22 protein-coding genes are annotated in these 26,018 nt (G+C 63.0%); 9 read left to right on the top strand and 13 right to left on the bottom strand.

The genetic code is table 11. The features are described 5' to 3' along the window. Positions 1-2: 2 nt before the first annotated feature. A complete protein-coding gene (locus AAHM40_RS13670; RefSeq protein WP_137820763.1) occupies positions 3-1,232 on the bottom strand; it encodes an acyl-CoA dehydrogenase in 1,230 nt (409 codons plus the stop codon). Between the two features lie 151 nt (positions 1,233-1,383). Between AAHM40_RS13670 and AAHM40_RS13665 the strand changes: the two genes are divergently transcribed. Continuing rightward, positions 1,384-2,307, top strand: coding sequence for a LysR family transcriptional regulator (locus AAHM40_RS13665; protein ID WP_342245131.1), 924 nt, complete (start codon positions 1,384-1,386; stop codon positions 2,305-2,307). A gap of 75 nt (positions 2,308-2,382) precedes the next feature. Here AAHM40_RS13665 and AAHM40_RS13660 read toward each other — a convergent pair whose 3' ends face one another. The 5 genes from AAHM40_RS13660 to AAHM40_RS13640 all read right to left on the bottom strand — a co-directional run bounded on the left by AAHM40_RS13660 (position 2,383) and on the right by AAHM40_RS13640 (position 8,149). After that, positions 2,383-3,153 (bottom strand): enoyl-CoA hydratase-related protein, encoded by a 771-nt coding sequence (locus AAHM40_RS13660; RefSeq protein ID WP_342245130.1) that lies wholly within the window; start codon positions 3,151-3,153, stop codon positions 2,383-2,385. A gap of 245 nt (positions 3,154-3,398) precedes the next feature. Further along, positions 3,399-4,526 (bottom strand): acyl-CoA dehydrogenase family protein, encoded by a 1,128-nt coding sequence (locus AAHM40_RS13655; protein ID WP_342245129.1) that lies wholly within the window; start codon positions 4,524-4,526, stop codon positions 3,399-3,401. A gap of 10 nt (positions 4,527-4,536) precedes the next feature. Beyond that, positions 4,537-5,730: an acetyl-CoA C-acyltransferase gene (locus AAHM40_RS13650; protein WP_342245128.1), complete on the bottom strand. Its 1,194-nt coding sequence runs from the start codon at positions 5,728-5,730 to the stop codon at positions 4,537-4,539. Between the two features lie 13 nt (positions 5,731-5,743). Further along, positions 5,744-6,511, bottom strand: a complete 768-nt coding sequence (locus AAHM40_RS13645; protein WP_342245127.1) for a 3-hydroxyacyl-CoA dehydrogenase — start codon at positions 6,509-6,511, stop codon at positions 5,744-5,746. A gap of 18 nt (positions 6,512-6,529) precedes the next feature. Further along, a complete protein-coding gene (locus AAHM40_RS13640; protein ID WP_342245126.1) occupies positions 6,530-8,149 on the bottom strand; it encodes an acyl-CoA synthetase in 1,620 nt (539 codons plus the stop codon). A 232-nt stretch (positions 8,150-8,381) separates the two neighbouring features. On the opposite strand from AAHM40_RS13640, the gene AAHM40_RS13635 reads away from it, so the two are divergent. After that, the gene (locus AAHM40_RS13635; protein WP_342245125.1) at positions 8,382-10,328 is read left to right on the top strand and encodes a DEAD/DEAH box helicase; all 1,947 of its coding nucleotides are present in this window, start codon (positions 8,382-8,384) and stop codon (positions 10,326-10,328) included. A gap of 128 nt (positions 10,329-10,456) precedes the next feature. Here AAHM40_RS13635 and AAHM40_RS13630 read toward each other — a convergent pair whose 3' ends face one another. Next, positions 10,457-10,714: a hypothetical protein gene (locus AAHM40_RS13630; protein ID WP_342245124.1), complete on the bottom strand. Its 258-nt coding sequence runs from the start codon at positions 10,712-10,714 to the stop codon at positions 10,457-10,459. A 1,132-nt stretch (positions 10,715-11,846) separates the two neighbouring features. Between AAHM40_RS13630 and AAHM40_RS13625 the strand changes: the two genes are divergently transcribed. After that, positions 11,847-13,640: an alpha/beta fold hydrolase gene (locus tag AAHM40_RS13625; RefSeq protein WP_342245123.1), complete on the top strand. Its 1,794-nt coding sequence runs from the start codon at positions 11,847-11,849 to the stop codon at positions 13,638-13,640. 475 nt (positions 13,641-14,115) lie between these two features. On the opposite strand, the gene AAHM40_RS13620 is transcribed toward AAHM40_RS13625, so the two are convergent. Beyond that, positions 14,116-15,213, bottom strand: coding sequence for a DUF1615 domain-containing protein (locus AAHM40_RS13620; protein WP_342245122.1), 1,098 nt, complete (start codon positions 15,211-15,213; stop codon positions 14,116-14,118). Between the two features lie 236 nt (positions 15,214-15,449). Here AAHM40_RS13620 and AAHM40_RS13615 point away from each other — a divergent pair, with 236 nt between their 5' ends. Together AAHM40_RS13615 and AAHM40_RS13610 are read left to right on the top strand one after the other, a co-directional pair. Further along, positions 15,450-16,163 carry a substrate-binding domain-containing protein gene (locus AAHM40_RS13615; protein ID WP_342245121.1) on the top strand — a complete coding sequence of 238 codons (714 nt, stop codon included), beginning with the start codon at positions 15,450-15,452 and terminating at the stop codon, positions 16,161-16,163. Between the two features lie 540 nt (positions 16,164-16,703). Next, positions 16,704-17,519, top strand: coding sequence for a gamma-glutamyl-gamma-aminobutyrate hydrolase family protein (locus AAHM40_RS13610; RefSeq protein WP_342245120.1), 816 nt, complete (start codon positions 16,704-16,706; stop codon positions 17,517-17,519). Between the two features lie 169 nt (positions 17,520-17,688). On the opposite strand, the gene AAHM40_RS13605 is transcribed toward AAHM40_RS13610, so the two are convergent. Then, entirely contained in the window at positions 17,689-18,624 is a 936-nt protein-coding gene (locus tag AAHM40_RS13605; RefSeq protein WP_342245119.1) for a YeeE/YedE thiosulfate transporter family protein, read from the bottom strand. A gap of 118 nt (positions 18,625-18,742) precedes the next feature. Here AAHM40_RS13605 and AAHM40_RS13600 point away from each other — a divergent pair, with 118 nt between their 5' ends. Continuing rightward, complete coding sequence (locus AAHM40_RS13600; RefSeq protein WP_342245118.1) at positions 18,743-19,228, top strand: GNAT family N-acetyltransferase; 486 nt, start codon at positions 18,743-18,745, stop codon at positions 19,226-19,228. Positions 19,229-19,391: 163 nt separating this feature from the next. Next, positions 19,392-20,342 (top strand): phospholipase D family protein, encoded by a 951-nt coding sequence (locus tag AAHM40_RS13595; RefSeq protein ID WP_342245117.1) that lies wholly within the window; start codon positions 19,392-19,394, stop codon positions 20,340-20,342. 44 nt (positions 20,343-20,386) lie between these two features. Here AAHM40_RS13595 and AAHM40_RS13590 read toward each other — a convergent pair whose 3' ends face one another. Then, positions 20,387-20,686, bottom strand: coding sequence for a cell division protein ZapA (locus tag AAHM40_RS13590; protein WP_028630485.1), 300 nt, complete (start codon positions 20,684-20,686; stop codon positions 20,387-20,389). After that, positions 20,683-20,913, bottom strand: coding sequence for a hypothetical protein (locus tag AAHM40_RS13585; protein ID WP_028630484.1), 231 nt, complete (start codon positions 20,911-20,913; stop codon positions 20,683-20,685). The genes AAHM40_RS13590 and AAHM40_RS13585 overlap by 4 nt, the downstream gene beginning before the upstream one ends. A gap of 225 nt (positions 20,914-21,138) precedes the next feature. Here AAHM40_RS13585 and AAHM40_RS13580 point away from each other — a divergent pair, with 225 nt between their 5' ends. Beyond that, positions 21,139-23,502 (top strand): DNA polymerase II, encoded by a 2,364-nt coding sequence (locus AAHM40_RS13580; RefSeq protein WP_342245116.1) that lies wholly within the window; start codon positions 21,139-21,141, stop codon positions 23,500-23,502. Between the two features lie 145 nt (positions 23,503-23,647). On the opposite strand, the gene AAHM40_RS13575 is transcribed toward AAHM40_RS13580, so the two are convergent. Together AAHM40_RS13575 and AAHM40_RS13570 are read right to left on the bottom strand one after the other, a co-directional pair. Then, on the bottom strand, positions 23,648-24,280 hold the full coding sequence (locus tag AAHM40_RS13575) for a response regulator transcription factor (RefSeq protein WP_342245115.1): 633 nt from the start codon (positions 24,278-24,280) through the stop codon (positions 23,648-23,650). A gap of 25 nt (positions 24,281-24,305) precedes the next feature. Continuing rightward, positions 24,306-25,652 (bottom strand): cache domain-containing protein, encoded by a 1,347-nt coding sequence (locus AAHM40_RS13570; protein ID WP_342245114.1) that lies wholly within the window; start codon positions 25,650-25,652, stop codon positions 24,306-24,308. A 174-nt stretch (positions 25,653-25,826) separates the two neighbouring features. On the opposite strand from AAHM40_RS13570, the gene AAHM40_RS13565 reads away from it, so the two are divergent. After that, positions 25,827-26,018, top strand: a 192-nt coding sequence (locus tag AAHM40_RS13565) for an OprD family outer membrane porin (RefSeq protein WP_342245113.1), incomplete at its 3' end; no start/stop codon positions are given.

Here is a 26,018-nt window from a genome sequence, read left to right as displayed (position 1 = left end):
GATCACTGACCGCTGCGCAGCATTTCCTTGGGTACGTACTTGCCGACTTCATACTTGCCGATAGCCGCGCGGTGCACTTCATCCGGGCCGTCGGCCAGGCGCAGGGTGCGCTGCATGGCGTACATGTAGGCCAGCGGGAAGTCGTTGGAGACTCCGGCACCGCCGTGGATCTGGATGGCGCGGTCGATCACGCGCAGGGCGACGTTAGGCGCCACGACCTTGATCTGCGCGATTTCGCTCTTGGCTACCTTGTTACCCACGGTGTCCATCATGTAAGCCGCCTTCAGGGTCAGCAGGCGGGCCATGTCGATTTCCATCCGCGAGTCGGCGATCTTGTCGATGTTGCCACCCAGACGCGCCAGCGGGCGACCGAAGGCAGTGCGGCTGACGGCGCGTTTGCACATCAGTTCCAGAGCGCGTTCGGCCATGCCGATGGAGCGCATGCAGTGGTGGATGCGGCCCGGGCCGAGACGACCCTGGGCGATCTCGAAGCCGCGACCCTCGCCCAGCAGCACGTTCTCGTAGGGCACGCGCACATCTTCGAAGAGCACCTCGGCATGGCCGTGGGGGGCGTCGTCGTAACCGAACACCGGCAGCGGACGCAGGACCTTCACGCCGGGGGTGTCCATGGGAACCAGGATCATCGAGTGCTGCTGGTGGCGCGGCGCATCCGGGTTGGACAAACCCATGAAGATGAGGATCTTGCAGCGCGGATCGCAAGCGCCCGACGTCCACCACTTGCGGCCGTTGATGACCCACTCATCACCCTGGCGCACGGCGCGGGCTTCCATGTTGGTGGCATCGGACGAAGCTACGCCCGGCTCAGTCATGGCAAACGCCGAACGGATCTCGCCGCGTAGCAATGGCTCCAGCCACTGACGCTTCTGTTCTTCATTGGCGTAGCGCACCAGCACTTCCATGTTGCCGGTATCCGGCGCGGAGCAGTTGAACGGCTCCGGGCCCAGCAGGGAGCGGCCCATGATCTCGGCCAAGGGCGCGTATTCCATGTTGGTGAGGCCAGCGCCGTACTCGGATTCCGGCAGGAACAGGTTCCACAGCCCTTCCGCCTTCGCCTTGGCTTTCAGCTCTTCCATGATCGCGGTGGGCTGCCAGCGGTCGCCCTCGGCGACCTGTTGCTCGAATACCGGCTCGGCCGGATAGACATAGGCGTCCATGAATGCGGTGACGCGTTCACGCAGTTCCTGGACCTTCGGGGAATAGGCGAAATCCATGCGGGGCTACCTTTTACGGGCTGTTTGGTGAGGTCTGGTAAGGATGCTAGAACAGGGCGTAAGATTTCCCTAGTCTATTTTCGGCATCTATGAACATTCATCACCGATATATGATCCGCTGATAAAAACAACTTCGAGGAGCACGCCCGGCATGAATCTGAACAAGGTAGACCTCAACCTCTTCATCGTCTTCGACGCCATCTACACCGAGGCCAACCTGACCCGCGCCGGCCAGATCGTCGGCATCACCCAGCCCGCCGTCTCCAACGCCCTCGCCCGTCTGCGGGAAACCTTCAACGACCCCCTTTTCGTGCGCACCGCCCAAGGCATGGTGCCCACGCCCATGGCGCAGAACATCATCGGCCCAGTGCGCAACGCCCTGCAGTTGCTGCGGGTCTCGGTGCAGGAAAGCCGCACCTTCAACCCGGCCCAGGCGAACAAGACCTACCGCATCAGCATGACCGACCTCACCGAAACGGTGATTCTGCCGCCGCTGTTCCAGCGCCTGCGCCGCCTGGCGCCAACCGTGCAGATCGAGAGCTTCCTGGCCAAGCGCCGCGAAACAACCAAGGAACTGGCCGCCGGCCGCCTGGACTTCGCCGTGGACGCCCCGCTCAACACCGACCCGCAGGTGCGCCACGTCAAGCTGATGGAGGACCGCTACGTCTGCGCCATGCGCCGCGGTCACCCGCTGGCCAAGGAGAAGATCAGCCTGGAGGAGTACCTGTCGCTGTCGCACATCCACATTTCCAGCCGCCGCAGCGGCCTTGGCTATATCGACCTGTCCCTCGGCAAGATGGGTATCCAGCGCAAGGTTGTCCTGCGCTCGCAGCATTACCTGATGGCCTCCACCGTGCTGCACGGCACTGACCTGGCCATCACCGTCCCCGAGCGCTTCGCCCGCCGCCAGGACCTGCACTATGTGGACCTCCCGGTGCATGACGTGCCGTCCCTGGAAACCCACCTCTACTGGCACGAAAGCACCGACCAGGACCCGGCCAACCGCTGGATGCGCGAGCAGATCATCGAAATCTGCCAGCAGGTGACGACGCAGGAGCAGAAAGAGCGGGCTTGATCGCTCTTTGTAGGGGCGAATTCATTCGCCCCTACAAAGGAATTCGCCCCTACAAGAGCAGTAATTCGCCTGGAGCTACCGCCCGAACTCCGGCTTGCGCTTCTCGATGAAGGCGCCCATGCCTTCCTTCTGGTCCGGCGTGGCGAACACCGCCTGGAACAGCCGCCGCTCGAAACGCAGCCCCTCCGCCAGCGAGCCTTCGTCCACGCGGTTGACGCACTCTTTGAGCATCATCACCGCGGTGCGCGATTGCGCGGCGATGCGGTTGGCGCTGTCCATCGCCTCTTCCAGCAATTCAGCCGCTGGCACCACCCGCGCCACTACGCCACAGCGTTCAGCCTCGGTGGCGTCCATGCTGCGGCCGCTCAGGAGCATTTCCATGGCCTTGGCACGGCCCACCAGGCGTGTCAGGCGCTGAATGCCGCCGGCGCCCGGAATAACGCCCAGTTTTACTTCCGGCAATCCGAATCGCGCGGTGTCTGCGGCGATAATGAAATCGCACATCAGCGCCAGTTCGAATCCGCCACCCAGCGCGTGGCCAGCCACGGCGGCAATGATCGGCTTGCGCCGTTGGGCCACGCGATCCCAGCGGCCGAGGAAGTCGTCGAGGTAAGTGCCGGGAAAGCACAGACCGGCCATTTCCTTCACATCGGCGCCTGCCGCGAAGGCCTTGGCGGAACCGGCGATAAGCACGCAGCCAATGGCGGCATCACGTTCAAAACCGTCGAGCACCTGGTTCAGTTCGTCGATGAGTTGGGTGTTGATGGCGTTTAGCGCCTCGGGGCGATTGAGGGTGACCAAGCCGACAGCGCCGGCCTGCTCCACCAGCAGGGTCTGGTAGGTCATATTGATTTCCTGGAGATGTTTGTAGGCCAGGCCTGCGGCCTGGTTGGCGAATGATTTGGCTATGTCTGCATGACGTGTTGTAGGCAGCTGCACTGCCCGTAGGAGCTGGCTTGCCAGCGAATGGCGGCGTTTCGCTGGCAAGCCAGCTCCTACAAGGCTCTTGGTCAGAGGGTAAATCGCTCGCAACAGCTCACGCAGACATAGCGAACTCATTCGCCAAGGGCTGCGCAAGCAGCCCCGGAGAATCAGAGGCTGCGGGCGATCACCATGCGTTGCACGTCGGAGGTGCCCTCGTATATCTGGCACACGCGCACGTCGCGGTAGATCCGCTCCACCGGGAAGTCCTTCAGGTAGCCGTAACCGCCCAGGGTCTGAATGGCAGCCGAACACACCTTCTCGGCCATTTCCGAGGCGAACAGCTTGGCCATGGAGGCTTCGGTCAGGCAGGGCATGCCGGCTTCGCGAAGGCTGGCGGCGTGGTGCACCATCTGCCGCGCGACAGCGATCCGGGTAGCCATGTCAGCCAGGCGGAAGGCCACCGCCTGGTGCTCGATGATCGCTTTGCCGAAGGTCTTGCGCTCATGGGCGTAATCCCGCGCCGCCTCGAAGGCCGCGCGGGCCATGCCGACGGACTGCGCGGCAATGCCGATGCGCCCACCCTCCAGGTTGGACAGGGCGATGCGGTAGCCCTCACCCTCTTCGCCCAGGCGCAGGGACGCCGGAATGCGCACCTCATCCAGTTGGATCTGGCAGGTGTCCGACGCGTGCTGGCCGAGTTTTTCCTCGACCCGAACGACCTGATAACCGGGCGTGTCGGTGGGCACGATAAAGGCGCTGATGCCCTTCTTGCCGGCCTGGGGATCGGTCACGGCGAAGACGACCACCATCCCCGCATGGCTGCCCGACGTAATGAACTGCTTGGCGCCGTTCAGCACATAGTGGTCGCCGTCACGGCGCGCACGGGTGCGCAGGTCGCTGGCATCGGAACCCGCCTGCGGCTCGGTGAGGGCGAAGGCGCCGATCATCTCGCCCGTGGCCAGGGGGCGCAGGAAGCGTTCCTTCTGCTCCTGGCTGCCGTACTTGAGGATGGGCATGCAGCCCACCGAGTTGTGCACGCTCATGATGGTGGAGCAGGCACCGTCGCCAGCGGCGATTTCCTCAAGCGCCATGGCGTAGGCCAGGTGGCCGGTGGCCGCGCCGCCCCACTCCTCCGGCACCAGCATGCCGAGAAAGCCCAACTGGGCCATTTCACGGATGGCCTCGGCAGGGAAGCGGTGCTCGCGATCCCAGTCGGCTGCGAAGGGTTTCAGCCGCTCCTGGGCGAACTGCCGGGCCATGTCGCGGATCTGGATTTCGTCTTCATTCGGGATCATTGCGCTTTCCTCAGCTCATGCGCTCAATGGCGACAGCAGTCGCCTCACCACCACCGATGCACAGCGACGCCACGCCACGCTTCAGGTCGTACTGGGTCAGGGCGTTGAGCAGGGTCACCAGCACCCGGGCGCCGGATGCGCCGATGGGGTGGCCCAGGGCGCAAGCGCCGCCGTGGACGTTGAGCTTGTCGTGAGGGATGTCCAGGTCACGCATGGCGACCATGGGCACCACGGCAAAGGCTTCATTCAACTCGAACAGGTCCACCTCATTCAGGCCCCAGCCAGTGCGGGCCAGAAGGCGCTGGATGGAGCCCACCGGCGCCGTGGTGAAGAGGTTCGGCGCATGGGCAAAGGAGGCATGCCCAGCGATACGCGCCAGCGGGATAAGGCCGCGCTTTTCCGCCTCGGACAGGCGCATGAGCAGCAGCGACGCGGCGCCATCGGAAATGGAGCTGGCGTTGGCTGCGGTGACGGTGCCGCCCTCGCGGAAAGCCGGCTTCAGGGTGGGGATCTTGTCCAGGCGCGCCTTGGGCGGTTGTTCGTCCTGGCTGATGGTCACCCGTTCGCGGCCAGACGTGGCTTGCACCGGCACGATCTCGGCAGTGAAGCGGCCGTCGGCCATGGCCTTCTGGGCGCGGGTCAGCGAGGTGATGGCAAAGGCATCCTGCTGTTCGCGGGTGAAGCCGTAAGCCTGGGCGCAGTCCTCGGCGAAGGTGCCCATCAGGCGGCCCTTGTCGTAGGCGTCTTCCAGGCCATCGAGGAACATGTGGTCCAGCACCTTGCCGTGCCCCATGCGGTAGCCGCTGCGCGCACGCTCCAGCAGGTACGGCGCGTTGGACATGCTCTCCATGCCACCGGCCAGCACCACGTCGGCGCTGCCGGCGAGCAGCAGGTCATGGGCCAGCATCACGGACTTCATGCCCGATCCGCACATTTTGTTCACCGTGGAGCAGACCACGCCCTGCGGCAGCCCCGCGCCCAGTGCGGACTGGCGCGCCGGGGCCTGGCCCTGGCCGGCCTGCAGCACACAGCCCATGATGACTTCGTCCACGGCGTCACCTTGCAAGCCGGCGCGTTCCAGCGCAGCGCGGTTGGCGGCAGCGCCCAGTTGCGCAGCAGTCATGTCCTTGAAGTCGCCGAGGAAGCCGCCCATGGGCGTGCGCACGGCACTGACGATAACGATCGGATCGGTTTTCTGGGTCATGGCGTTGTTCTCCTTACTTGGCAGCCATGCGAATGGCGCCGTCGAGGCGAATGACTTCACCGTTGAGCATGGTGTTCTCGACGATATGGCGGACCAGCGCGGCGTACTCGGAAGGGCGACCCAGGCGCGGCGGGAACGGCACTGCTGCGCCGAGGGAATCCCGCACTTCCTGGGGCATGCCGGCCATCATCGGGGTTTCGAAGATACCGGGCGCGATGCACATCACGCGGATGCCGTGGCGCGCCAGTTCGCGGGCGATCGGCAGGGTCATGCCGACCACGCCGCTCTTCGACGCGGAATAGGCCGCCTGGCCGATCTGCCCGTCAAAGGCCGCGACCGAGGCGGTGTTGATGATCACGCCGCGCTCACCTTCCTGATTCGGCTCGCCCTGGGCCATGGCTTCTGCGGCCAGGCGCAGCATGTTGAAGCTGCCCACCAGATTGATGCTGATCGTCCGGGCGAAACTGTCCAGGGCATGCGCGCCGTTGCGGCCGATGACCTTCTCGGCCGGGGCGACGCCGGCGCAATTGACCAGCCCGTGCAGGCCACCAAAGGCCTCGACGGCGGCAGTCACGGCCGCGCGGGCGTCCTCTTCACGGGTAATGTCCGCCTTGACGAAGCGGGCATTGGTGCCCAGCTGTTCGGCACGGGCGGCGCCGGCATCGGCGTTGATGTCCACCAGCATCACCTTGCCGCCCTGCCCCACCAGCTCGCGGGCGGTAGCCAGGCCGAGGCCGGAGCTGCCGCCGGTGACCAGGAAAACGGAATTCTCGATACGCACGTTTACGACTCCTTCGGATCAGTGAGCGGCGGCCGCTTGGGCCTTGGCGATCTCCTGGTTTCGCAGGAGGAAGCGCTGGATCTTGCCGCTCGGGGTCTTGGGCAATTCCGCGACGAATTCGATTTCGCGCGGATAGGAATGGGCGGACAGGCGCTTGCGCACGTATTGCTGCAGCGCCTCGGCCAGGGCGGCGTCGGCAGCGTGGCCGGCGTGCAGCACGACGAAGGCCTTGACCAGTTCGGTGCGCTCCGGGTCGGGCTTGCCGATCACCGCAGCTTCGATCACCGCCGGATGCTCGATCAACGCGCTCTCCACATCGAAGGGGCCGACCCGATAGCCGGACGTGGTGATCACGTCGTCGGAACGGCCGACGAAGCTGATGCTGCCGTCCTCGTTCAGCTCCACGGTGTCACCACTCAGATAGTAGTCACCGACGAACGCCTTGGTGGCCATGCCCTGATAGCCGGGGAACCAGAACAGCGGCGAGCGCGGCATGTCCAGGGCGAGGATGCCGGGCTGGCCGCAGGGCAGCTCGCGGTGCTGCTCGTCCAGCACCACCACGCGGTGACCGGGCATGGCGAAGCCGGCTGCCCCCAGGCGCACCGGGTGCTCCAGCGCATGGTGGTTGCACAGCACCATGCCCAGTTCGGTCTGCCCATAGTGGTCATGGATGGTGCAACCCAGGCCTTCGGCGAACCAGCGGATCACCTCTGGCGTGAGGGGCTCGCCGGCACTGCTGACGGCGCGCAGGCTGCCCTTGATGGCGCCCTCTACCTCGTCGCGTGCAGCCAGCAGCAGGCGGTAGGCGGTAGGCGAGCCGGCCAGGTTGGTGATGCCGTACTCGCGGATGATGCGGCAGGTGCTTTCAACGGTGAACCCGCCTTCGTAGAAGGTGGTGGCATGGCCCATGGCGAGCGGACCGGTCACCGCATAGTAGAGGCCGTAGGCCCAGCCCGGATCGGCAAGGTTCCAGAATCGATCCTCAGGCCGCAGGTCCACCGCGTCACGCATGTAGCTGACGAAGGCGACGATGGCCTTGAGCGGCACGGACAGCGGCTTTGCCAGGCCGGTGGTGCCCGAGGTGAACATCAGCAGGAAGGGATCGGACGCCTTGCGCAGTACCGGCTCGAAGCTGTCCGGCTGACGCTCCAGCTCGCGCCAGAAGTCCTCGCCGACGGTCAATACCAGCGGTGCACCCTCTACCTCGTCCAGCTTGGAACGGTTGGTCAGGTCAGTCACCACCAGCTTCGAGCCGGCACCCTGGACGCGGTGCTCGATGGCCTTGGGCCCGAAGGCGGTGAAAAGGGGCTGGTAGACGGCACCGGCACGCCAGGTACCGAGAATGGTGATCAGGAGCTCCGGGGTACGCGGCAACAAGCCCGAAACGCAGTCCCCGGGGCGCACGCCACGGGCCTGCAGGCAATTAGCGAAGCGCGCGGCGGCTTCCTTGAGCTGGGCAAAGGTCCAGGTGGCCCGTTCACCGTTGCGCCCCTCCCAGACCAGGGCGACGCGCCCCGAATCGGCATGGCGATCGCAGCATTCGACACAGGCGTTGAGCGCGTCGAGCTCCCCGGCCAGAGCGGTGGAAGCGGCGCTGGCGTAATCGAATTCGCGGGCAGCGGTGAAGTAATCGCGCATCGGATGGCCTCCCAGGTTGTTTTTGTTGGAGTGCCGGGATGGTCGCGCCGGGGGCCGGTGACGGCAATGTCGAAAGGCATCAACCTGGGTGAGCGAATTTGACAGGGACGAGCCGTCCCCTGTGCAAGAGTCCCTGCCGCCCCGGCCTGGCTGACACCAATCCGCCATCATCCAGTCTTCGCGCAAAAGCGCTTATGATTCCGCGCTTTGTCGTGGTTACAGGGATCAACCCATGCTGTCTGCTGTGAAACGCTACAAGTCGCTGCTGTCGGGGGCCTTGGCGCGTTACTTCCCACGAACCACTGAATACCTGCGCGCCGAGAACGAAGCGGCCGCCCAGCTCAGAAAACCCAAACCCCGGGCCAAGAAACCCGCCACCGCCGCTAAAGCCAAGGCCGGTGGCACCCGCAAGACTGCCGCTGGCGACGGCCCCGCCAAACCGCGCCCAGCCAATGACGACGGTATCTACAGCGGCGCCAGAATGAAGGTGACGGATGCGCAGGCAGAGGCCATGCGCGCACGGGTTGCCCAGGCGGTGGCCGCCGGCGTGGTGAGCGCGCCCTCCGACGAGCAATGGGCGATGATCCTCGGCCGCGCCCCGCTCACCCGCATCTTCGCCGGCGCGGGTTCCGGCAAGTCCACCACCCTGGTACTGCGGCTGGTGTTCATGCTTTGCCATATGGGCGTGGCACCGGAGAAGCTGACCGTCATTTCATTTACCAATGCCTCCTGCGCCCAGTTGCGCGAGCAATTGCTCAAGGTCCTGGCCTTCTGGCAATTCCCCTTCGACGCGCCCCAGGCGCGCCAGTGCGTGCGCACGTTTCACTCCGCCATGGGCACCCTGGCCAAGGAGCTGCTGGGTAACCCGCGCTGGTTTGAGCAATTGGATGAAGCCACGGCGGGCGAGCTGGACAACCCGCTGCTCGCCGGTCGCCTGCGCCCCGCCCAGCAGCGCCTGCTGCAACAGGCCTATCAGGCGTGCTACACGGCGGACGCCACCTTCCGCGAGCGGGTACACAGCCTGCTGGACCTGCCGCCCCTGCCCGCCCCCGCCGAAGGCCAGCCGCCGCGAATTCCCAAGGCACCGCTGGATGGCTTCAAACTGGCCGGCGAGTTCACCCCGCTAACGCTGTTCGAAGCCTTCTATGCGCAGGCCGGGTTCATGGAGAGCATCGGCATACGCCTCGACCAGCTGAAACCACGCGAGCTCACCTGCTCCCCACGTGAGCGCACCTTCGTCGAAGCCCAGGTGCAATTCTGGAAGTACTTCGACGAGCTGCTCAGGGAACAGGGGCTGATGACCTTCAACGCCGCTTTCCAGCGCCTGGGTGAAGTCCTGGCCAAAGGCGACAGCGTGCCCAGCGAGGCCCTGATGCCCTTCTGCCATTTGCTGATCGACGAGTTCCAGGACATCTCGCCGCAGATCGTCCAGTGGCTGCAGGCCTTGCATCGCAGCCTGGCACGCCGCGGCGAGGCGGTCAGCCTGATGGCCATCGGCGACGACTGGCAGTCCATCTACGGCTGGCGCGGCAGCTCGCCGGAGCTGTTCATGGACTTCGACAAACACTTCCCCAGCAGGGGCAAGACGAAGAAAAGCACCGTGCTGATGCTGGAAACCAACTACCGCTCCATCGAGCCAGTGCTACGTGACGGCGAGGCGGTGCTGGACGGCGTGGCCTTCAAGCAAACCAAAGCGAGCAAGGCGTTCAAGGCCATGCAACCGGGCGACCATGGGGTGAAGCTGGTGACCCGCTTCGACCTCAAGGCGCGCTTGCCGGAACTGGTGAAGGAGATCCAGGCGCAGTGCGCCCATGTGGCCAGCCGCGCCAGTGCCGACCGCAATGCCGTGCTGGTGCTGAGCCGGCGCAATGAACCGCTGCGGCAAATCCAGGCGCAACTGGATTCGACGCTGCCAGTGAGGGCCTACAGCATTCACCGGGCCAAGGGGTTGCAGGCCGAGGTGGCAATCATCGTCGACGACTGCATGCTTCCGGAAAAACACCCGCTGCGCAATGCGCTGTACGCCTACTCCGGCTTCTTCCGCAACAGCTACGACCAGGCCATGCAGGACGAGAGCCTACGCCTGGCCTATGTGGCCATTACGCGGGGCGTGAGCCGGGTGATCTGGTACACCAACAAGGTGCAGGGTGCGGTCGAGGTGTTGACGCGGCGCGGCTGAACGCGCCGTTTCCTTTCCTGAAGATAAGCAGCACGAGGCCCGAACGAATTCGGGCCTTTTGCTTTGACAAGCGCTGATCCTGGCCCGCAAGCGCTTCCCCTCACCTCCATGGTTCTGGGGAAGCGCCTTCAGGCCATGAGGTCACTACCCACGCCCACCGCCATAACCACCTTTTCCGCCATGATCACCGCGTCCACCGTGATCGCCTTTTTCGCCATGATCACCGCGTCCACCGTGATCACCTTTTCCGCCATGATCGCCGCGTCCACCGTGATCACCTTTTCCACCGTGATCGCCTTTTCCACCGTGATCGCCTTTTCCACCGTGATCACCTTTTCCACCGTGATCGCCTTTTCCACCGTGATCGCCCTTGCCGCCGTGCCCACCTTTCTCACTCGCGACAGCGCTGGAATCACTGGAGATGTAGTCAGGAATAAGAACAGTGGATGCCGACAGCACTCCACCAATCGCCAGGGCCAGCAAACATTTTTTAATGGACATCAAAACCTCCGACTTGCTTATTAATTAGTTAGTCGACAATCTATCCCCATACGCCTTTCAATTAACAATCAACTCGACCTGAAACAACCAAGCCAACAAACAAGATTCGGCGCGGACACATCAGACAAAAATTATCAGGTCATCACAGCCGCGCATCCAACCTGCTCGCAGAACCATTTCAACCTCAACTCAAATAAACACGTTGATGAAGATCAAAAAATGGAAAACATCCGAACCTGAACAAAACCTTACCAAACATCAACGAGACGCAATACTCGAAACTAAAGACCAACCCGCGAAACATGATACCGCGACCAACAAAAGATCCCTCTCGCTTTTTGAGGGCAATACCAGACTGCCCTCCGACGTCAGCCAGAAAGCCAGATCCAATAGGAGCGCCGCCCGCACCAGCGATCGATATATTCCTGACCCAGCACTATAAAACAGCAGAACCCGAACGACCGAAATGCCCTGCAAAAAATGACGAACGGATAATAATCAGACCACACTTAGAAAAGCCGGCTTATCCCCACAAAAAATATCAAATCCAAATACACGGCAAATAGCGGACTATTTCTTCAAAAAATTTGACCCAGATCAAATTTAATCGACAAACCCAACAAGCAGCCTCAATCAAATGATGCTTCCATTTCGGACGATCGGTATTTAAAAAACTCAAACGACCTCCATCCCCCGAACTAGCCGGACAATGGGCTAGCAACTGATTCATGCACTTTACAAATGCACACTCCCTGCACTTATCGACTTACAAATCCCAAATTCAACAGGGTAAACGGCGCCCTGCTCCCGTTGCGCCAATACCAATGAGAAACGTAATCGCAACTCCGTTACTCGATCGAGACGGCTCCGCACCTGACCCCCTGTCGCTCAGCGCAGGCACTGTCATGAAATGAAAAACCGCTGTCGTGCGATGCAAGGCTTCCGGTCGGCGCGCCGCCTAGAGTCGATGCTCTTCAACGCAAGCAGGGCTCCTTGCCCGGGAACACGAGAGTCGTAATGAGCAAATCCCCTCGAACGAGCCAGACCGCAACAACCGCCAAGCGACTTCCCGCAGCAGGCCGAACCCGCCGCACCCGCAAGGACGCCGACCTCCCGCAGAACGCCGAGCAGCACGAACTGATCGGCACGGCAGCGAGCCAGACTCTGGCAGGCAACCCGCTGGTCAGCGTGCGCGCAGCCGATCTGGCCAGCTCTACCAGCTACCTGCTCAAGGCCCTGGGAAAATCGCCGCTCAAGGCCGGCTACCACCTCGGGGGTTACTTGAAGGAGCTGCGCGCCATCGTCGGGGGTACGTCGGGCATTGCGCCAGACCCCAGGGACAAGCGCTTCGCCGATCCGGCCTGGCAATCCAATTTCCTCTTGCGTGCCCTGCTGCAAAGCTATCTGGCCGGCCAGAGCGAGTTCACTCGCTTCATCGAATCAACCGATCTTGCTCCCATGGAGAAAAGTCGGGCCCAGTTCGTCGCGACGCTGCTGGCCGATGCCCTGTCGCCAAGCAATTCGCCCCTGACCAATCCCGCGGCCCTGCGCAAGTTGGTCGATACGGGAGGCATGAGCCTGGCCAAGGGCGTTCGACAGTTCACCCAGGACCTGCTGAACAACCGGGGACTCCCGGCACAGGTCGACAGCACGCCATTCAAGGTGGGAGAGAACATCGCCACAGCCAAAGGTGAGGTGGTGTTCCGCAACGAGATGTTCGAGCTGCTGCAGTTCGCACCGACCACCGCGAACACCTACGCGCGGCCATTGGTGATGTCGCCGCCGCAGATCAACAAGTACTACGCCATCGACCTGGCGCCGGAAAAGAGCCTGATCAAGTGGATCCAGGACAGCGGCGTGAACCTGTTCGTCATCAGCTGGCGCAACCCCACCAGCGAACACCGCGATTGGGGCCTGTCCGACTACGCCCTGTGCCTCGACCAGGCCGTGGATGTGGCGCGCAAAGTAACCGGCAGCGCGGACGTGAACATGTGGGGCTCCTGCTCCGGCGGCATCACCCTGGCGGCCTACCTGGGCTGGCTGGCGGCCCGGGGCGAAGGCCACAAGGTGGCCAACACCAGTTGGGCCGTGTGTGTGCTCGACATGCCATCGGCACTGGACGACACCACGCTCGGCCTCTTCACCACCCCGGCCACCCTGCGCGCGGCCAAGGCCAGCTCGCGGCGCAAGGGTGTGCTGAGCGGCCAGGACATGGCGCGCATGTTCGCCTGGATGCGCCCCAACGACCTGATCTGGAACTATTGGGTCAACAACTACCTGCTGGGCAACAAGCCGCCGGCCTTCGACATCCTCGCCTGGAACAACGACACCACGCGGCTACCTGCACAGTTGCACGCGGACTACCTCGACCTGGTGCAACTCAACCCCTACAGCAACCCGGGCACCCTGGAAATTGCCGGCGAATCGATCGACATGACCCAAGTGAAGGTCGGCGCCTATGTGATTGGCGGCACCACCGACCACATCACGCCCTGGCAGGGCTGCTACGGCACGGCCCGCCTGTTCGGCGCGGACGCCACCTACGTACTGTCCAACGCCGGCCACCTGCAGAGCCTGGTCAACCCGCCGGGCAATCCCAAGTCGTTCTTCTATGCGGCGCCTGCTGCTGCCGACGATCCGGAAACCTGGCTGCAGAATGCCGGCGAGCGCCAGCAAGACAGTTGGTGGCCCCATTGGCGGGAGTGGATTCAACAACGCTCAGGCGACAGCCTGCCAGCGCCGAAGAAGCTGGGGTCACGCAAGTACCCTCCCCTCTGCCCTGCGCCCGGAACCTATGTGATGGAGCGTTGAGGCGGGACGCCCGCTTTCACGCTCCGTTTCTCGGCCCAGCGGCAAGCGAATGGGAAATCAGCTGTACTTGTGGTTCAGCCACCTCGGCTACTGGAGGTCATCTCATGCCTATTCTTCGCCTACCTGCCTTGGTAGCCGCGATATTCCTGGTGACCGTGGCAGGAACATCCTGGGCTACAGAGCAGGGTCAACAACGTCGTGCCGCGCGAGATGTCCGGCAGGAAACCCGTCAGGATGCGCGACAGATAAAGCAGGACTGCCGCGCAGCCGACCAGCAGAGCAACCCCCAGTGCAGGCAGGATAAGCGGCAGACCAAACAGCAAGGGCGGGAGAGAGCTCGGGATATCAAGTACTGAGCCACGCGCACTCGACGGCCAAAAGCGGGAACTACCGGCGGCATTCCCAACCCGAATCGTCTATGTACTCAGCGCCGGTGCCGCTCGGCCCCCCATGCGCCTGGCGCTAGAGCGCGGCCTCACGTCCCCGAGGCGCGCTTCATGCAACGTTGATAGCGCTCATCCACCCGTTTGGCGAACCACTCGGTGGTGAGCTTGCGGGTGATCTTCGGGCTCTTCAGGTCGATGCCCGGCATCACTTCTCGCGGCAGCTTGCGTCGTTCCACCTTGTCAGCCAGGGCGAAGACCCGCTCATAAAGGTCGGTTTCCTCGAACGCCAGGCTGTCGCCCTTGAGCAGCGCGCGGCGAATCGCGGAGTCGCTGAGGTCCAGCGACTTCCGCAAGGCGCGCACCGCCAGTTCGGTGGAGCCAGCCTTGCTCGAGCCGTGGATGACGAGGTCGCCGTCCAGTGCCAGGGGCATTCCCGAGGCGAGGCTCACGGCATTCTGGAAGGCCGCATTGCGGCTGGCGTACCAGCCGGCGTTGAAGTCGGCGAAGCGGTACAGCGGCTTCGGGTAGTGGGTCGGATAGCCCAGCAGGTGGGCGATACCGAAGTACATACCGCCGCGCCGGGTGAACACCTCCTGGCGGATGGAGCCCGTGACCGGATAGGGATAGCCCTGCGCATTGGCTTCGGCAAAGGCGATGCTCACCTGCATCGGGCCGCCGGTATGCACGGGGTTGAAGTTGCCGAACAGCTTCTGACCCAGGGGCACCATGCCGATGAAGTCGTCGAAAATCACACTCAGTTCCTTTTCCGTGCGCACACGGCTGAGACGCTGCTCATAGGTCTTGCCATTGGGTGAGTCGAGTTTCAACGCCGAACTCACCAGGACCGCCGGCACATGCACGCGGCTGGCGCGGCGCTGGATTTCCTGCCGGGCGATCTTCGCCAGCCCTGGTACCTGCGGGTCGACCTGGTAGGTGGATTCCTGCTCGGTGACTGCCAGTACGGCGCACAGGTTGCTGTTAGTGGGAGGGATGTCCTGGGCGGCGAAGGCGGTCTGGATATCGGCGGCCCAACCCTGACGATCCGCCACGCTGGACGGCATCAACCTGACCACCTTGGCGCGCACTTCAGCAGGCCGCAGTACCTGTTCCTCCGGTCCCCGGGTGCCGCACGCGGCCAGGGTCAAAAGCGTGGCAATGATGACGAATCGTGTGACGAGCTTGCTCATGAAGGGGCTGCCTTGCGGTTCATGCCGGGGAAACATGGCATGAAAGACAGCCCCTGTGGGAAATGGTTTGCACAAGGTAAGAGAGCCGGTTCCTGTCGGTTGGCGCCAAGCGCAGCGCGGCCCAACGTCGGTGATCGGTCAGAGCCACTCAACGTTGGGCTTCGCGCCGCTCAAACACGCCCTACGAAGGACGGCAATGGAGCGCCAGGTGCTCTGCCGCGGGCCAGAAGCTGCTGTTGAAAGCCGAGGCCGTTCTGGAGCGCTGTCTGGCGCTGGAAGGTCATGCCGACAGCCTGACGGAGGAAACCGAGCCCAGCCTGACCCAGGCCATCGAGGTGCCCTACAACACCGTAATGCCGGTGCTCTGCGAGTTCGAGCAGACCTTTCCTTATGTGGACCTGAACGTCCGCCACCCGGTACACGGCGATGTAGCTGGCATGGTGCAGAAGGGGGAAGTGGAGATGGGCATCGCTTTTTCCCAACCGGAATACCCACGAGAACTGGAGCTCCGGCAGTTGGGCAAGCTGATCATGGTTCACGTCACCCACCCCAGGCATCCGTTGGCGCAGCTCCCCCAGGTCCGCTTCGCCGACCTTCATGCCCATCGCCGCCTGGCCTTCAGCGCGCATGCCAGCAAGCTGCCCAGCAGCGAATACCTGCGCGCAACCCGACTATGGCAAGCGGAGAGCTATATGGCGCTGCTGGAGATGGTGCGCGGGGGCGTCGGCTGGGCGACCCTGCCACGCCAGTTGATCCATCGGGACCTGGCCAACGGCGACCTGGTGGAACTGCAACTGGAGGCCTATCCGCACACAGACTGGCTGGTGGGCGTGGACCCGCTCTGGCCGCGCCGGCAGGGGCGCGGCAAGGCCAAGCGCTGGCTCAGGGAGCGGCTGATGCGCAACAAGGTGTTTGAGCTGGACCGCCAAGGCAAGGCGACGACGCTCTAGGTTTTGTACGAAAAGTCGTCGAGCGAAAGTCAGGCAAGTCGAAACGACCATCAGGAGTAGCAGCCAAGGGCTGGCCCGAAGGGTGAGCGCCAGCGAATCAATCGGCCGAAGAAGCGCAGTTTACGCGCTGTAAATGAGCATTCTGATCGGACTCGCGCTCGAGGCCGATTTCAACGCAGCATCACCGATGCGCAGGCACTTTTCGTACAGAGCCTGGGACGGGACTTCCCCACCCGGCGTAAAGTCCAGCATTCTGAACACTCGTTCTGGATGCTGAACCGAAAAATATTTTCTTACAGGCAACATAATCATTATAAATCAATAACTTAAGCGTTAAAAATCGATAAAAATCGGCCATTATTTTTTACGCTTTCCGTCGGTATCGTTTGACATATTAAACGGCTCTGGCAGGCTATATAGCAGGTCTCGACCGGAAATCGCCCCGCCGATAGCCGGCAGTGCTCGGGATCTCAGGTAGCGCTAACCCTCACTGGCGCGCCTGCACAGCAACGATAGGCTGAGCCTGTCCCAAGGTGAAATATGTCCAACAGCAACATTGGCAATAAGAAACGGACCACTCGTAAACCGGTCGTCCTGATGTCCATGGGCGCCCAGGAACGCAAGGGTCACGACTACCAGGTGATGACCCACAAGTACATCGTCCCGCTGGTAGAAATCTCCGAATGTGTACCTGTCCTCGTGCCCACCTGCTGCGGCACCGAAGACCTCGAGCAGTACCTCGATATGGCTGACGGCGTTTACCTCACCGGTGCCGGCAGCAACATCGACCCGGCGCTCTACGGCCAGGAAAACCTGACCCCGGAGAAAGGCCAGGACAAGGATCGCGACCTCTTCGACCTGCCCCTGATTCGTGCTGCCCTCGCACGCGGACTGCCGATCTTCGGCATCTGCCGTGGCATGCAGGAAATCAACGTCGCCCTGGGCGGCGACATGTACCAGAAGGTCTACGCCGAGCCCGGCTTCAATGACCACCGCGAAAACACCGAAGACCCGGTGGACGTCCAGTACGCGCCGGCGCACAGCGTGCGCATTCAGCAGAACAGCTGGCTGCACAAGGTACTGGGTACTGATGAAATCCGCGTCAACTCGCTGCACGGCCAGGGCCTGAAAACCCTCGGCAAAGGCATCGAGGCGATCGCCCGCGCTGAAGACGGCCTGGTGGAAGCCATCCACGCGCCGAACTTGTCGCCCTTCCTCTTCGCGGTGCAGTGGCACCCGGAATGGCAGGCGGCGAAGAACCCCGATTCGGTGAAGATCTTCGAAGCCTTTGGCGAAGCCTGCCGCAAGCAGGTGGAGCGCAAGGCCAAGGGCAAGGCGTTCGATCACGCCGCCTGAGTCTGCACCCGTCGAAAGAAGAAGCCCGGCCTCAATCGCCGGGCTTTTTCATATCAAACCCTCACCACAACCCTCTCCCCAAGAGAGGAAGCTATCGAATGTAGCCCGGATGCAATCCGGGAATGGGCCCGCCCGGCGCGGGCGATGGCATCGGCTATCCGCCACTCCACTACGCACGCCCGCTCTGCAGCCGCGCCAACCAGAGCGAGCTCACCACCACCACGCACATGCTGGCGAAGGCCAGCCACGCATTCGGCCAGAGCAGCGGCATGCCGAACAGGATCAGGTTGTCATTGCCACCGGGCACCAGGGTGGCGCCAAGGCCCATCAGCACCCCGCCACAGAAACACTTCAGCAGCGCCCGCGGCGTAGGCCAGCGATGCTCCCAAAGACCCGCCGTCCAGCCGCCCAGCAGCGCCCCGGCGAACATCACCGGCAGCAGCACGCCGCGTAGGCCCAGCTCCATGAAGCGTCCGGTGCCCAGTTCGGCGAGTATGTCGGTGTAGGCCCAGGCGCCCACGCAGACGAACAGCAGCAGGAAGGCAACCCCGAGGACGATGGTGGCGTGGTGCGGCGACCAGATGGACGCATTCGCCGAACCGTTGTGCCGGTTCCAGGCCAGCCAGCCCAGGCGTGCCACCAGCGCCGCGATGATCAGCGGCACCAGGCCGATGGGGACGTGTTGCAGCCAGTCCGGAATGGCCACCGGCATGGCCCACGTGATTGCCTGGCTGCTTCCGGCCAGGGCGAAGCCGGCGAGAAAGCCCGGTGGCGTCGCCAACCAGGCCCATTGCCCGGAGCCGATCCTCGCTACCACGCCAAAGGCGCAACCTCCGTTGATGAAGGCCCCGATACCCAACAAGGCCCCGCCCAGCGCAGCATGCCAGTGCAACGAATAGCCCATGGGCGCCATGGGCAGGAGATCGAAAGCGCGCAGCAGTGCGAAGCCACCAAGCACCCAGAGCGAGGTTTCCAGAAGTGCCCGGAAGCGCGCCCAACGGCCTTTGTTCACGACCTCTTCCAGCGCGGCCACCAAGCAGGTGCCGCCGCGCTGCACGGCAAAACCCATCAACAGGGCCAGGAGAACGCTCGCCAGCACTATCACGCCCTCGCCCTCCGCAGGCCGGGTCTTCCCTCAAGCTTAGCGAGCGATTCGGCAGACGCTTCGCGCGGATCGTCAAAGGCACTAGCATGGCCGCCTCAACTGCCCATGGAGAGTCACAGTGCCCCTCTCGATCCGCCCCGCCCAGCCTGAAGACGCGCAACAGATTCTCGACTTCATCACCGAATTGGCGGTCTACGAGCGCGCCGGCCATGAGGTCATCGCCAGTGTCGAAGACATTCGCCGCACACTGTTCGCCGACAACGCACCCTCCCGCGCCCTGATGTGCCTGCAGGACGGCCGGCCAATCGGCTACGCGGTGTACTTCTACAGTTACTCCACCTGGCTAGGGCGCAACGGAATCTACCTGGAAGACCTCTATATCACTCCAGAGCAGCGCGGCATCGGTGCCGGGCGCAGACTGCTGCGGGAAATCGCCCGCGAAGCCCGCGCCAACGACTGCGGCCGCCTGGAATGGAGCGTGCTGGACTGGAACCAACCGGCCATCGACTTCTATCGCGCCATCGGCGCCCTGCCCCAGGACGAATGGGTGCGCTACCGCCTGGACGGCGAAGCCCTGCGGGAGTTTGCCGAAAGCAACGATTGAAGCGCCCATTTCCCGTGCATTCCAGCCCCGGAGCCTCGCGCTCCGGGCTGCACGCCAGACGTCTGAGCCATGCAGCGGGTCCGCAGAGCGATTCGGACGCTGGCTTATGGCATCGCCTGTGCGAAAATGACGAAATTGCAGAGTAGATGTCGCTGGAGACTGTATGGAAATTCTGGATTACGAAGACAGCCTTGAAACCTATCTGGGCGAACTGAACGGAAAGAAGATCACGATAGTTTCCGCCTTCGCCAGCGGCACCGAGCCCTTGATCGACCAGATGATTGAGAACGGCAACCAGCTGGACATCATCGTCGGTAGCATCAACTCGCTGACTTCCCCCGACTTCATCGAGCATTGCCTCAACGAGTCCAATCCTGACCTGGCCCTGTCGGTGGACTTCCGTTACCAGGCGAGCGTGAACTGGAAGCTCTACCTGATCGAACCGGATGTGGTGATAGTCGGCAGCGCCAACCTGACCCAGGTGGGCGTCAGCCTGGTGCGCGATACCTGCACCGTGATCACCGATGCGGCCCTGCACGATGCCTACCTGGCGCGAGTCCAGGCACTGAAGGCCATCGATGGCGTGATGGCCTGCAGCCATTCACAGGCCTTCGAAGATGCACTGGACAGCTACAAGCAGAACCACCGTCGCATGCAGGCCGGCCTGGCGCGCACCGCCGAATACCTGGACAGCGAAGGCTGGCTGGGCGACGACATCAACCAGAGCATCCCGCTGTTCATCTGGTACAGCGACCACTCGCCGCAATCGGAAGACGAGGCGCGCAACCACCTCAAGTCCAGCAGCGACGGCGTGGCCTGGGACGATGTTCGCGAGTTCTTCACCTATGAATGCGCCGAGGGCGCCCTGCCCTACGAGGAAGGCGATGTGGTGCTGACCGCGCGCTGCAACGGCTCGCACATCGGCTTCTACACCTTCGACCGCATCCTCTATCGCGAAGGCACCTACTACATCTACGCCTACCGCAAGAAGCGCTACACCCAGCCGTTCAAGCTGGATGGCGACAAGGAACTGCTCAAGGACGCCATTCCGGCGTGGTACGAAGACGGCCGCACCGAGATCAACCGCGCCGATATCCTGCGCGTCATCCAGTGACCCCCGGTGGGTGGAAATCCACATTGTGAATTTCCACCCTTGGGTCAATTGCCAGCGTTGTCCAACTGCTCGCGAATGCGCCGATTGAGCACGGCCAGGCGCTGGGTAACGTCGGCTTCATCCTGGGGATTGTCGCCGGCGTTCAACTGGCGCGCGCAAAGGTTGAGCGCGGAAAGCACCACCAGCTCGCTGCCGGTGACGTAGGGGAATTTCTTGTTGTTGGCGGCGATCTCCGCCTGCAGCATCGCAGCCGCATCCCGCAGCACCTGCTCCTCACCGGGTGGCGCCTTGATGCTGTACTCGCGCCCGAGGATGCGCAGCACGCGGATGCCATCTCTGTTCATGCGCTGGCGCGGCTCTCACTGACGCGGCGAACCAGCGCCTGCAGGCGCTCCGCGGTGGCGCTGTGCTTCTCTTCCTGCTCCATCGCGGCCAGTTGCAGGCTGTCATTCTCTTCGCGGACCTTGCGCAGCTCGGCACGGATGCGAGCGTTGTCGTCGGCAATCGCCTGGTTCTGTTGCAGCAGCTCGCCAACGAGCTGTTCGAGTTGTACGAGGGTATTGTCCAGCATGATCGTCTCCCGGACGGATGAAAATGGCCGCGGAGCATAAAGAAAAGCCCCCTTGCTGGCCAGATAAAATAGTCTTGCTCAGACAGACCGTATGCTGTCAATTCAATGGCTTAGCTCATTCTCTTCATGTCAATCAGACACCATGGGCAGCACCTCGTCCGCCGCACGCGACGGAACGATGACGAGTAGAATCCCGCAGTGAAAAAAGGTTCCGAGGTTTCAGTCGTGGATTTACAGCAAGGCTTCGTCCTGACCCGGCATTGGCGGGACACGCCCGAGGGAACGGAAGTCGAATTCTGGCTGGCCACCGACGCCGGCCCGCGACAGATTCGCCTGCCCGTCCAGACTTCGGTGGCCTTCATACCCGCCGAGCAGCGCGAGCGCGCTGAGCCCCTGCTGCGGGCCGAACAAGACGTGGAACTGCGCCCACTTGCCCTCTGCGATTTCCAGCACCGCCCGGTGCTCGGCCTCTACTGCAAGCAGTACCGCCAGCTGATGCGCCTGGACAAGGCCTTGCGCAAAGCTGGCGTGGATGTCTTCGAAGCGGATATCCGTCCGCCGGAGCGCTACCTGATGGAGCGCTTCATCACCGCGCCCGTGCTCTTCGGCGGCACCCCGGATGCCAGTGGCCGGCTGCTGGATGCCCAGCTCAAACCGACTCCCGACTATCGCCCACAGCTCAAGCTGGTGTCACTGGATATCGAAACCACCGAGCGCGGCGAACTCTATTCCATCGCGCTGGAAGGCTGCGGCCAACGGCAGGTCTACATGCTCGGCCCGGCCAACGGCGACGCCAGCGACGTCGACTTCCAGCTCGACTACCGGGACAGCCGCGCCGAGCTGCTGGAAGCGCTGAACCAGTGGCTCGCCAAGCATGACCCGGACGCCATCATCGGCTGGAACCTGGTGCAGTTCGACCTGCGGGTGCTGCAAGCCCATGCCGAGCAGCTGAAGGTACCGCTGCGCCTGGGCCGCGACGGCGACCCCATGGGCTGGCGCGAGCATGGCAGCGGTAACAATCACTACTTCGCCGAAGCCACCGGGCGGCTGATCATCGACGGCATCGAGGCACTGCGCTCGGCCACCTGGAGCTTTCCGTCCTTCAGCCTGGAAAACGTAGCCCAGACCTTGCTCGGCGAAGGCAAGGCGATCGACACGCCCTATCAGCGCATGGACGAGATCAACCGCATGTTCGCCGAGGACAAGCCCGCCCTGGCGCGCTACAACCTCAAGGACTGCGAGCTGGTCACTCGCATCTTCGAAAAGACCGAACTGCTCCACTTCCTGCTGGAACGTGCCACGGTCACCGGTCTGGCCACCGATCGCAGTGGCGGCTCGGTGGCGGCCTTCACTCACCTCTACCTGCCGCTGATGCACCGCCAGGGCTTCGTCGCCCCCAACCTCGGCGAGAAGAAACCGGAGGCCAGTCCCGGTGGCTTTGTCATGGACTCGCGTCCCGGCCTTTATGAGTCGGTACTGGTGCTGGACTACAAGAGCCTTTACCCGTCGATCATCCGCAGCTTCCTGATCGACCCAGTGGGCCTGATCGAGGGGCTCAAGCAGCCGGACGACGAGCATTCGGTACCGGGATTCCGCGGCGCCCGCTTTTCCCGTAGCCGGCACAGCCTGCCGGCCATCGTGGAACGGGTCTGGCAAGGCCGCGAGGCCGCCAAGCGCCACGGCAACAAGCCGCTGTCCCAGGCGCTGAAGATCATCATGAACGCCTTCTACGGCGTGCTCGGCTCCAGCGGATGCCGCTTCTTCGATACGCGCCTGGCCTCATCCATCACCATGCGTGGTCACGAGATCATGCGCCGCACCCGTGAGCTGATCGAAGCCCAGGGCTACAGCGTGATCTATGGCGACACCGACTCTACGTTCGTCTGGCTCAAGCGCCCCCATGGCGAAGACGAGGCCACGCGAATCGGTCGTAGCCTGGTGCAACACGTCAACCAGTGGTGGCGCGAACACCTGATGCAGGAGTACGGCCTGGAATGCGCCTTGGAACTGCAGTTCGAAACCCATTACCAGCGTTTCCTGATGCCCACCATCCGTGGCGCCGAAGAAGGCAGCAAGAAGCGCTACGCCGGCCTGGTGGCGCGTCCGGACGGCAGCCGCGAGATGGTCTTCAAGGGCCTGGAAACCGTGCGCACCGACTGGTCGCCCCTGGCCCAGCTATTCCAGCAGGAGCTCTACCAGCGCATCTTCAATCGCCAGCCCTACCAGGATTACGTGCGCGACTACGTACAACGCACCCTGGCCGGAGAATTGGATGAACAACTGGTCTATCGCAAGCGGCTGCGCCGCCAACTGGACGACTACACCCGCAACGTGCCGCCCCACGTTCGCGCCGCGCGCATGGCCGACGAGTTCAACGACCGCCAGGGCCGACCGCGCCAGTACCAGAACGGTGGCTGGATCAGCTACCTGATCACCGTGAATGGTCCCGAGCCACTGGAAACGCGCCGCTCGGCCATCGACTACGACCACTACCTCACCCGCCAGCTGCAACCCATTGCAGATGCCATCCTGCCCTTCGTGGGGGACGACTTCGCCTCGCTGGTCGACAAGCAGATGGTGCTGTTCTAGTCGGCAGTTGGGCTGCCCTTCCTACAGCGCTGCAATCCCATGACAGAGCGATGGTTTTCGCGGGCTCCACCCATCCTACTGCGTGCTTCGGCACGCAGAGCCCGCGAAACCCATCAACGCGGCCCGAAAGTTGCCGGGATCAGGTTCAGATGGAAATCAGCCCATGCTCAAGGGCGTACTTGACCAGTGCGGCGGGGGTGTCGATGTTCAGCTTGCGGCGAATGCTGAGGCGGTAGGTTTCCACGGTGCGCACGCTGATATCCAGCTCGCGCGCCACTTCCTTGTTGTTCAGTCCCTTGGCGATCATCGACAGCACCTGCAACTCGCGGGGAGTGAGCTCGTTCTCGTCGCGGATGTTGGTGGCCAGCTTGCGGGCGATTTCCGGGCTGTAGAAGCTGCCGCCGGCGACGATGGCCTCGATGGCAGCGATCAGCTCGGTGGAGGGCGCGTTCTTCAGCACGTAGCCAAAGGCGCCGGCGTTGATGGAGGTGCGCACGTACTCCTGGTTGTCGTACATGCTGAGGATCAGGATCTTGATGCCTGGATAGAGGCTGCACAGCTTGCGTGTCAGTTCCAGGCCGTTCATGTCCTTGAGGCCGACGTCCACCAGCAGCAGGTCCAGCTCGGTGGAGGCCACCAGCTCCAGCGCTTCGGCGCCGGACTCGGCCTGGGCCACGACCTCGAAGTGCGGCATTGCCGATAGCAGGGATTTCACGCCATCGCGCACCAGCACGTGGTCGTCGATCAGCGCGATTCTGATGGGGTGGGGAAAGCTCATCACGGCCTCTGGTTGGGTAGAGCCGTCAAGCTCTTTGCAGGGGAATCTCGACCTGCAATTCCGTGCGGCCGGTGATCGAGGAAAGACTGAAAGCGCCGTGGTGGTGGTCCACCCGCTCCCTGATATTGCGCAAACCAATTCCCTGGCTCTTATCCATCACGCCGGGGTCGAATCCCACGCCGTTATCCTCCACCCGCAGGACAATGCTGTCCCGGTTGGCGGAGAGCGAGATTATAGCGGCGCTGGCCTTCGAGTGGCGCTCGATGTTGCCCAAGGCCTCCTGGATGATGCGGAACAGTGTGACGCGAACGTCCATGTCGAGGCTGGCGTCGTCCAGCCCGCGTTCATATTGGGTGCGGATCGCCGTGCGCTGCTCGAATTCACGCACCAGTTGGTCGATGGCGGGCGACAGGCCGAGAGTGTCCAGCAATGACGGGCGCAGGTCGTGGGAGATTCGGCGTATTTCGCCAATGGCCTCGCCCAGGCGTGTCGTGCCCGCGCGCAGGTTCTCCAGCCCCCTGCCCTGTCCGTTCTCCAGTTCCAGGCTGGCCAGCTCGAACTGGAACTTGATGGATACCAACTGCTGGCTGATGCCGTCGTGCAACTCACGAGACACCCGCGAGCGCTCCTCTTCCTGAAGATGGACGATGCGCTGGTTGAGGGCCGACAGCTTGCGGTCGGCGAGGCGGTGTTCGGTGAAGTTCAGCATCAGGCCACCGGTGAACACCACCAATACGGCGATCAGCGAGAAAGACGCAATCGCCAGTACCGTAGTCAGTACGCCCGTAGCTACTTCCTGGCGGGATTTGAGGGTCGCCACCTCGACATCATCAATGTAGATGCCGGTGCCCAGCATCCAGCCCCAGCGGTCCAGCATCACCACGTACGAGAGCTTTTCAGTCACCTGCCCGGTGGAGGGTTTCTCCCAGGTGTAGAGCTGGTAGCCATCCCCATTCTCGGCACTGTCGAGCAACGCCTGGATCACCGGCAGGCCGTTCTTGTCCTTCATGCCGATGAGTTCCTTGCCCACCAGGTTCGCCTGCCGGGGGTGCATCAGGTTCTTGCCGTGGCGGTCGTAGACGAAGAAGTAACCGTCCATGCCGAAGTTCGCCCGTGACAGCATACGCAGTGCCTGTTGCCGGGCCTCTTCATCGTCCCGGCCACTCTGGTACAGCGGAGCGATCAGGCTCAGGGCCAGCTCCAGGTAGTTTTTCAGCTCGGCCTTCTTGGCAGCCATGATGCTGCTTTCCACCAGCCTGGCCTGTTCTTCTTCCAGCTTGCGGCTCTGGGCGAAAACCAGGACGCAGATGAAGAGCACCGACACGATGAGGGGCAGGACGCTGAGCGTCACGATCTTATATTTGAGTTGCATGGTCACTCGCATCTAAGCGCTGCCGAGCAGCGGCTCGGTAGTTCTACGCACCCGCGGTCGGTAGAACAGCGCATTTCAATGGGCAGCTCGCCCGTGAATAGTTGCGCGGCTGTGCTGACCCTCCAACAAGAGGCCCGCCAGCTCACCCGCCTCCACAATAACAAGAGAAAGAACATGTCCCGACATACCCGTCTCTGTTCCTCCCTGCTCCTGCTGACCGGCACCGCCATCGGCGTCGCCTCCCCTGCCCAGGCCGAGTTCATCAAGGACAGCAAGGCCAGCCTGGAACTGCGTAACTTCTACTTCAATCGCGACTTCCGCCAGGACAACGCGGCCCAGGCCAAGGCCGAGGAGTGGGCCCAGGGG

Source organism: Pseudomonas sp. OTU5201 (assembly GCF_038440135.1).
Lineage (GTDB): Bacteria > Pseudomonadota > Gammaproteobacteria > Pseudomonadales > Pseudomonadaceae > Metapseudomonas > Metapseudomonas resinovorans.
Note: the sequence above shows the minus strand (reverse complement) of the source record. Positions and strands in the feature narration are given on the sequence as shown.

Coding starts and splice junctions, on each gene's coding strand:
- AAHM40_RS13570 (WP_342245114.1), bottom strand. CDS start 25,652: ATGCAACTCAAATATAAGATCGTGACGCTCAGCGTCCTGCCCCTCATC.
- AAHM40_RS13620 (WP_342245122.1), bottom strand. CDS start 15,213: ATGAGCAAGCTCGTCACACGATTCGTCATCATTGCCACGCTTTTGACC.
- AAHM40_RS13575 (WP_342245115.1), bottom strand. CDS start 24,280: ATGAGCTTTCCCCACCCCATCAGAATCGCGCTGATCGACGACCACGTG.
- AAHM40_RS13640 (WP_342245126.1), bottom strand. CDS start 8,149: ATGCGCGATTACTTCACCGCTGCCCGCGAATTCGATTACGCCAGCGCC.
- AAHM40_RS13610 (WP_342245120.1), top strand. CDS start 16,704: ATGTCCAACAGCAACATTGGCAATAAGAAACGGACCACTCGTAAACCG.
- AAHM40_RS13585 (WP_028630484.1), bottom strand. CDS start 20,913: ATGCTGGACAATACCCTCGTACAACTCGAACAGCTCGTTGGCGAGCTG.
- AAHM40_RS13590 (WP_028630485.1), bottom strand. CDS start 20,686: ATGAACAGAGATGGCATCCGCGTGCTGCGCATCCTCGGGCGCGAGTAC.
- AAHM40_RS13665 (WP_342245131.1), top strand. CDS start 1,384: ATGAATCTGAACAAGGTAGACCTCAACCTCTTCATCGTCTTCGACGCC.
- AAHM40_RS13635 (WP_342245125.1), top strand. CDS start 8,382: ATGCTGTCTGCTGTGAAACGCTACAAGTCGCTGCTGTCGGGGGCCTTG.
- AAHM40_RS13655 (WP_342245129.1), bottom strand. CDS start 4,526: ATGATCCCGAATGAAGACGAAATCCAGATCCGCGACATGGCCCGGCAG.
- AAHM40_RS13595 (WP_342245117.1), top strand. CDS start 19,392: ATGGAAATTCTGGATTACGAAGACAGCCTTGAAACCTATCTGGGCGAA.
- AAHM40_RS13625 (WP_342245123.1), top strand. CDS start 11,847: ATGAGCAAATCCCCTCGAACGAGCCAGACCGCAACAACCGCCAAGCGA.
- AAHM40_RS13650 (WP_342245128.1), bottom strand. CDS start 5,730: ATGACCCAGAAAACCGATCCGATCGTTATCGTCAGTGCCGTGCGCACG.
- AAHM40_RS13660 (WP_342245130.1), bottom strand. CDS start 3,153: ATGACCTACCAGACCCTGCTGGTGGAGCAGGCCGGCGCTGTCGGCTTG.
- AAHM40_RS13670 (WP_137820763.1), bottom strand. CDS start 1,232: ATGGATTTCGCCTATTCCCCGAAGGTCCAGGAACTGCGTGAACGCGTC.